Origin of the sequence: Halomonas elongata (genome assembly GCF_029081005.1) — a bacterium.
Taxonomy (GTDB): Bacteria; Pseudomonadota; Gammaproteobacteria; order Pseudomonadales; family Halomonadaceae; genus Halomonas; species Halomonas elongata_B.
This window is the reverse complement of record NZ_JAJQTQ010000013.1, coordinates 113,404-120,391: the sequence shown is the minus strand read 5'-3', so window position 1 is coordinate 120,391 and position 6,988 is coordinate 113,404. Positions and strand designations below refer to the sequence as shown.

The following is a 6,988-nucleotide window of genomic DNA, read 5'->3' as shown; positions in this document are numbered from 1 at the left end:
CGACAGGAGTACGTGAAGGCGCTGGGCGCCGACGCCGTGCCCGAGGTCCGCCTGCTGAGTGAGTGGCTGGCCGAGCGCGCGCCCCGGTTGGCCGCCGACAGGCCTCGCCTCGACGACCCCGGCTACCGGCTGCTCGCCCACTGTACCGAGAAGACCAGCGTGCCCGGCGCGCCGTCACAGTGGCAGCGGGTGTTCGCGGCTTTCGGGCTCGAACTCGAAGTGATCGCCACGGGCTGCTGCGGCATGTCCGGCACCTATGGCCATGAGGCGCGCAACCTCGATACCTCGAAGACCATCTACGCCCAGTCCTGGCAGCCGCGGGTGGAGGACACCACCAACGCCGGCCGGCTGCTGGCTACCGGTTATTCCTGCCGCAGCCAGGCCAGGCGGCTCTCCGACGCCGTCCTGCCGCATCCCCTGCAGGGACTGCTGGCGGCGTTGAGACAAGCCAGTAGTGAGGCATGAGGCGTAAAATGTGAGGTGCGAGACGTGAGGAGGGAAAGGGAAGATGTCCCGGACACTGATCATCATCGGGTTACTGCTGGTCATCGCCGGAGTCTTCTGGCCCTGGCTCGGCAAGCTGCCGCTGGGGCACTTGCCGGGCGACATTGTGATTCGGCGTGACAACCTGACCCTGTACCTCCCGATCACCACCATGCTGTTGATCAGCCTCCTCCTTTCCCTGGTGCTCTGGCTGTTCCATCGTTGATCGACATCGAGTCACTTCATCGCGCCAATGGATTGCATGTACGAGTCGTCGACGCTAGGCTGCGCGCCCCTTCGATGAACCTCGAACCGATGGAGTGCGACTCTCATGGAGCATGCCGGCTTCGACCTGGCGATGATCGGCCTGCTGGCGCTGATCTGCCAATGGCTTGCCTGGCAGTTGAAGCTGCCGGCCATTCTGATGTTGTTGGTCGCCGGCATCGCTGCCGGCCCCGTCACGGGGCTACTCGATCCCGACGCCATGTTCGGCGACCTGCTGTTTCCGCTGGTCTCGCTGGCGGTGGCCGTCATCCTCTTCGAGGGCAGCCTGACGCTGGATTTCCGTGAGCTGGGCGGTCATGGCCGCACGGTACGGCGACTGGTCACCTGGGGCGCCTTGATCACCGCCGTGATCGGCACCATCGCCGCCCACCTGTTGCTGTCGCTGTCATGGGAGATGGCCAGCGTGCTGGGCGCCTTGCTGGTCGTCACCGGCCCGACCGTGATCCTGCCCTTGCTGCAGACCCTGGGCGCCCGCCAGCATCTGACCCAGATACTGCGCTGGGAAGGCATCCTGATCGATCCGGTGGGGGCCATCGGCGCCGTTCTGGTCTATGAGTACGTTGCCCTGGGCTCGGGGGCGACGGGGGCCGCCACTCACACCCTGGTGCTCTTCGGCAAGACGGCCTTGATCGGCTTCGGCCTGGGGGTCGGCGGCGGCTATCTCTGGGGATTGATACTGCGTCGCCATTGGCTGCCGCGCCAGCTGCACAGCTTCGGCACCCTGATGATGATGCTGACGCTGTTCTCGATCTCCAACCTGCTGTTTCACGAGTCCGGACTGCTGACGGTCACGGTCATGGGCGCCTGGCTGGCCAATATGCGTGGCGTGCCGACCCGCCCGATCATCGAGTTCAAGGAAACGCTCTCGGTGCTGCTGATCTCGGGGCTGTTCATCCTGCTGGCCGCGAGGCTCACCGTGGACCAGCTGGCCCTGCTCGGCTGGCCGGCCTGGGCCTTCCTGTTCGTCCTGATCGGCGTGGCGCGCCCCTTGATGGTCTGGGTCTGCACCCTGGGCAGTCGGCTGGACATCCGCGAGAAGGCCCTGCTGGCCTTCATCTCGCCGCGCGGCATCGTTGCCGCCGCTACCGCCTCGCTGTTCTCCCTGCGACTGGAGGAGATCGGCATGCCCGGCGCGGAGATGCTGGTGCCCGTGACCTTCCTGGTGATCATCAGCACGGTGGTCGGCCAGAGCCTGCTGTCCCGCCCCTTGGCAAGCTGGCTGGGCGTGCGCCGTCCTTCGCCGGACGGCGTGCTGATCATCGGCGCCAATCCGGTGGCACGACAGATCGGCCAGCAGTTGCGCGTGGCAGGCGTCAGTGTCGTGCTCACCGACAGCAACTGGGATGCCATCCAGGAGGCCAAGGCACTGGGCCTGACCACCTACTATGGCGACCCGTTATCGGAGCATGCCGCCCAGCACCTGGAACTCAGCAATATCGGCTACCTGCTGCCCCTTTCGCCCTATCGCGAGCTCAACGACCTGGCGGCGCTGCACTTCGAGCACCTGCTGGGACGCGAGCGAGTGTTCCGTTTGGCCGTGGATGAAGGGCGTAGCGCCAATCGCCCTCATGGCCAGGCGCTGAGCCACCTGCCGCTGCTGTTTGGCCGCGACGTGACCTTTGCCCGACTCTCGCGGCTGGTGGCCGAGGGGGGTGAAGTGCAGTGCATGCGTTTCGGTGAAAAGAGCCGTCTGGATAAGCAACGACGCCAGCATGCCGGACGCTGGCTGCCGCTGCTGTCCATCAGCCAGACCGGCCGGGTGCGCCTGGCTACCGCCGAGAGCGGGCTGGCTCCCAAGCGCGGCGACACCCTGGTCAGCCTGATCTTCGCCGACTCCCCGGCTCGACTCGACACGTCCTTGATGTCCTGAGTCGAGCCGGGGAGTCCACCGGGTTCAGAAGAACAACCGGCGCAGCGCCTCGCCGGGGTCATCCTCACGCATGAAGGCCTCGCCGACCAGAAAGCCGTGGACATCGTGCTCGCGCATGCGCAGGACATCGTCCCGAGTGTGAATGCCCGATTCGGTGACGACCGTGACGCCTGCCGGGATACGCCCGAGCAGGCTCAGGGTCGTCTCCAGCCGCGTCTCGAAGGTATGCAGGTCACGATTGTTGATGCCCACCAGGGACAGGTCGAGGGCCAGGGCCCGCTCCAGCTCGTGGGCGTCATGCACCTCGACCAGCACGTCCATGCCGAGTTCGGTGGCCTGACGATGCAGGTCGGCCAGACGGGCATCGTCCAGGGCGGCGACGATCAGCAGGATACAGTCGGCGCCGATGGCACGGGCCTCGCTGACCTGGTAGCCATGGGTGATGAAGTCCTTGCGGATCACCGGCAGCGAACAGGCCTCGCGGGCCGAGATGAGATCGTCCTCGTGGCCCTGGAAGAAATCGGCGTCGGTGAGCACCGACAGGCAGGCGGCGCCTCCCGCCGCGTAGCGCTCGGCGATCTCGTCGGGGCGGAAGTCCTCGCGGATCACGCCCCGCGAGGGGGAGGCCTTCTTGATCTCGGCGATCACCGCCGGATCGCCGTCACGCATGCGCGCCTCAAGGGCGGCGATGAAGCCGCGCGGCGCACTCATCTCGCGCGCCAGGGACAACAGCTCTGCCTCGGTCACCGCCCGGCGACGCTCGGCCACTTCCTCGTCCTTGCGGGCCAGAATGCGCGTCAGGATAGTAGGTGTGGTCATATCATGCTCCTGGACAGTGGCCCTACTGGGCGAAGACGCGCGTGAAGTTGGCCAGTTCCTTGAGTTTCTCGAGCGGCAGCTTCGAGGCCTGGGCGTCCTGGGCCATGGCGACGCCTTCCTTGAGGGTATCGGACACCTCGGCGGCATAGAGCGCCGCGCCGGCATTCAACGCGACGATGTCCGCCGCCGGACCATCGCCCACCAGAGACTGTTCGACCAGACGCAGGCTGTCCTCGGCCGTCTGGACCTTGAGCACCTCCAGCGACTGGCGCTCGATACCGAAGTCTTCGGGCGAGATGGTGTACTCCCTGATCTCGCCACCCCTGAGCTCGGCCACCCGGGTCGGGGCGGCGAGCGATATCTCGTCGAGTCCATCCTCGGCCCATACCACCAGCACGTGTTCACTGCCCAGGCGCCGCATGACATCCGCCATCAAGGGCACCAGGGCGGACGAATACACCCCCAGCAGTTGATTGGGCGCTCCGGCCGGATTGGTCAGCGGCCCCAGGATATTGAACAGGGTGCGCACCCCCATCTCGCGGCGTGGCCCGACGGCATGACGCATGGCCGGATGGTGGTTGGGCGCGAACATGAAGCCGACACCGACCTCTTCGATGCAGCGTCCCACCTGCTCGGGGGAAAGATCCAGCCCGATGCCTGCCACGGAGAACAGGTCGGCACTGCCCGAGGACGAGGAAACGCCCCGGTTGCCATGCTTGGCGACATGGGCACCGGCGGCGGCGGCCACGAAGCTGGAAGCCGTGGAGACATTGAACAGGTTGGCACCATCGCCCCCGGTACCGACGATGTCCACCACGTTCTCGGCGTTCAGCGTCACCGGCTTCATCAGCTCGCGCATCACCTGGGCGGCGGCACTGATCTCCTCGGCGGACTCTCCCTTCATCGCCATCCCCATCAGGAAGGCGGCAACCTGGGCCTCGGAGGCCTCGCCGGTCATGATGGCCATCATCACCCGGTGGGTCGTGTCGTAGCTCAGATCCTCCCGGCGCATCACCGCACCGATGGCGTCTCGCATCTGCATGGCAGTCGTCTCCTTGGTCTCAGTGGCGCTCGAGAAAGTTGGTCAGCAGCTCATGGCCCTGGCGGGTCAGGATCGATTCGGGGTGGAACTGTACGCCTTCGATATCCAGCTCACGGTGGCGCAGCCCCATGATCAGCCCCGGCGTGACATCGTCGTCATCGGTCCAGGCGGTCACCTCGAGGCAATCCGGCAGACCGTCACGCGCCACCACCAGGGAGTGGTAACGAGTGACCTCGAGGGGATCCTCAAGGCCGGCGAACACGCCATGGCCATCGTGGCGAATGCGCGATGTCTTGCCGTGCATGACCTGGGGCGCGCGTTGCACCTCCCCGCCGTAGACCTGTCCGATGGCCTGATGCCCCAGGCAGATGCCGAGGATCGGCAACCGGCCGGCGAAGTGACGCACGGCCTCCATGGAGATCCCGGCCTCGTTGGGCGTGCAGGGACCGGGCGAGATCACCAGATGGCTGGGCGACAGCGCCTCGATCTCCGCCACGCTGATCGCATCGTTGCGATGGGTGACCACTTCCGCCCCCAGCTCGCCAAGGTACTGGACGATGTTGAAGGTGAAACTGTCGTAGTTATCGATCATCACGATCATGTCGGGCATCAACTCCTGATATCAATAGGGATCACGCAGCCCCCATGGCTTCTTGTTCACACGCCTGCTCACCATGCCCGAATCATCCCCTCCGCGAGCCGGCAGATACAAAAATGCCGCCTCGCGGGCGGCACTGATATTCAGACACACGAAAGCCGCCCCTTCAGTCGTCGAGGCGCCACTGCTTTTTCGCGGAGGTCATCGTGGAATTCATCATGCTCGCTATAGTGTGGCGGTGCCGCGATGCTGTCAAGGCGCATCGCAAGGCACTCATGAGAGGTTGTCCAGGCCACGCTCGGCCATGGCCACGGCGCGGAACAACGCACGGCGCTTGTTGATGGTTTCCTGCCATTCATCGTCGGGATCGGAGTCGGCGACGATGCCGCCACCCGCCTGGACGTGCAGTTCGCCGTCCTTGATCACCGCGGTACGGATGGCGATGGCGGTATCCATGTTGCCGTGCCAGGAGAGATACCCCACCGCACCGGAATAGATACCGCGCTTGACCGGCTCCAGTTCGTCGATGATTTCCATGGCACGTACCTTGGAGGCCCCGGACAGGGTCCCCGCCGGAAAGGTGGCGCGCAAGGCGTCCATCGCCGTCATGCCCGACCTGAGACGGCCGGTGACCTGGGAGACGATGTGCATGACATGGGAATAACGCTCGACGGCCATGTTGTCGGTGACCGTCACCGACCCCGGCTCGCAGATGCGGCCCACATCGTTGCGACCAAGATCGATCAACATGACGTGCTCGGCGATTTCCTTGGGATCTCCCAGCAGGTCGGCCTCCAGAGCACGATCTTCCTCCTCGGTGGCGCCCCGGTGGCGTGTACCGGCGATGGGCCGCACCGTGACTTCGCCCTCCTCGAGCCGCGTCAGGATCTCCGGCGACGAGCCGACCACATGATGGTCACCGAGGTTGAGGAAGAACATGTAGGGCGACGGGTTGAGACTGCGCAGGGCACGGTAGAGATCCAGGGGCGGCGCCTGATAGGGAATGGACATGCGCTGCGACGGCACGCACTGCATCACGTCGCCGGCTTTCACATACTCCTTGATGCGCTCCACCGCCGCCTTGTAGCCCGCCTCGCTGAAGCTGGCGTGGAAGTCGTCCTCCGAGACATCATGACGGCCGGTGCCGGGGCTACGCCCCTCCAGCACCACGCCACGCAGCTTCTCCTCCAGTGCTTCGAGCCGTGCGACCGCCTGCGCATGAGCCGTCGGCTCGGCAGGGTCGGCATGGGTCCACAGCGTCAGGCGACCAGCAAGATTGTCGAAGACCACCAAGTCGTCACAGACCATCAGCAGGATATCCGGCACACCTAGCGGATCGGGCTTCTCCACGCCACGCAGCCGAGGTTCGATGTAGCGGATGGTGTCGTAGCCGAAGTACCCCACCAGACCGCCGTCGAAGCGCGGCGTATCGTCCAGCTGCGGCACCTTGAAGCGCGACTGGAAGTCCTCGATCCAGGCCAGCGGGTCCTCGACCTCGACGGCGCCGGCACCACGGCCATCGACGATATGTTCGACGCTGAACCCGCGCACCTCGATGCGCTCGCGGCACGGCAGGCCGATGATCGAATAGCGTCCCCACTTCTCGCCGCCCTGGACGGACTCCAGCAGGAAGGTCCAGGGCGCATCGGCGAGCTTGAGATAGGTGGAAAGCGGCGTATCGAGGTCGGCCAGGACCTCGCGGGTAACGGGGATACGGTTATAGCCGGCGTCGGCCAGCTGCTGAAAACGTTCGGGGGTCATCATCTGCCCTGTGCCTCACGATGGAGAAAGACTCGCGGTGGAAAAAAGCGTGACGAATCGAGCGACAGCGATGCTGTGCTCAGGGTGCGAGCGTCACCATCGCCAGCCTGTCCCCAGGGCTCGGGGCTTG

Annotated in this window: 6 protein-coding genes and 1 pseudogene; 3 read left to right on the top strand and 4 right to left on the bottom strand. The window is 65.4% G+C overall.

All coding sequences use genetic code 11. The annotated features are described in order from the left end of the window. The 3 genes and pseudogenes from LU493_RS11475 to LU493_RS11465 form a co-directional block, all read left to right on the top strand. A pseudogene (locus LU493_RS11475) lies at positions 1–465 on the top strand (FAD-binding oxidoreductase); the annotation flags it as partial. A 43-nt stretch (positions 466–508) separates the two neighbouring features. Then, complete coding sequence (locus tag LU493_RS11470; RefSeq protein ID WP_275287934.1) at positions 509–709, top strand: DUF2905 domain-containing protein; 201 nt, start codon at positions 509–511, stop codon at positions 707–709. 105 nt (positions 710–814) lie between these two features. Further along, a complete protein-coding gene (locus LU493_RS11465) occupies positions 815–2,638 on the top strand; it encodes a cation:proton antiporter (protein WP_275287933.1) in 1,824 nt (607 codons plus the stop codon). Positions 2,639–2,662: 24 nt separating this feature from the next. On the opposite strand, the gene trpC is transcribed toward LU493_RS11465, so the two are convergent. From trpC to trpE, 4 genes are all read right to left on the bottom strand, one after another. Beyond that, entirely contained in the window at positions 2,663–3,457 is a 795-nt protein-coding gene (trpC, locus tag LU493_RS11460) for an indole-3-glycerol phosphate synthase TrpC (protein ID WP_275287932.1), read from the bottom strand. Between the two features lie 22 nt (positions 3,458–3,479). Continuing rightward, a complete protein-coding gene (trpD, locus tag LU493_RS11455; protein WP_275287931.1) occupies positions 3,480–4,499 on the bottom strand; it encodes an anthranilate phosphoribosyltransferase in 1,020 nt (339 codons plus the stop codon). Positions 4,500–4,518: 19 nt separating this feature from the next. After that, entirely contained in the window at positions 4,519–5,100 is a 582-nt protein-coding gene (locus tag LU493_RS11450; RefSeq protein WP_275287940.1) for an anthranilate synthase component II, read from the bottom strand. 270 nt (positions 5,101–5,370) lie between these two features. Continuing rightward, positions 5,371–6,858: an anthranilate synthase component I gene (gene trpE, locus LU493_RS11445; RefSeq protein ID WP_275287939.1), complete on the bottom strand. Its 1,488-nt coding sequence runs from the start codon at positions 6,856–6,858 to the stop codon at positions 5,371–5,373. Positions 6,859–6,988: the final 130 nt, after the last annotated feature.

Bases quoted from the DNA above. Each gene is read 5' to 3' on its own strand.
- LU493_RS11470 (WP_275287934.1), top strand. From the start codon at position 509: ATGTCCCGGACACTGATCATCATCGGGTTACTGCTGGTCATCGCCGGA.
- LU493_RS11465 (WP_275287933.1), top strand. From the start codon at position 815: ATGGAGCATGCCGGCTTCGACCTGGCGATGATCGGCCTGCTGGCGCTG.
- trpC (WP_275287932.1), bottom strand. From the start codon at position 3,457: ATGACCACACCTACTATCCTGACGCGCATTCTGGCCCGCAAGGACGAG.
- trpD (WP_275287931.1), bottom strand. From the start codon at position 4,499: ATGCAGATGCGAGACGCCATCGGTGCGGTGATGCGCCGGGAGGATCTG.
- LU493_RS11450 (WP_275287940.1), bottom strand. From the start codon at position 5,100: ATGATCGTGATGATCGATAACTACGACAGTTTCACCTTCAACATCGTC.
- trpE (WP_275287939.1), bottom strand. From the start codon at position 6,858: ATGACCCCCGAACGTTTTCAGCAGCTGGCCGACGCCGGCTATAACCGT.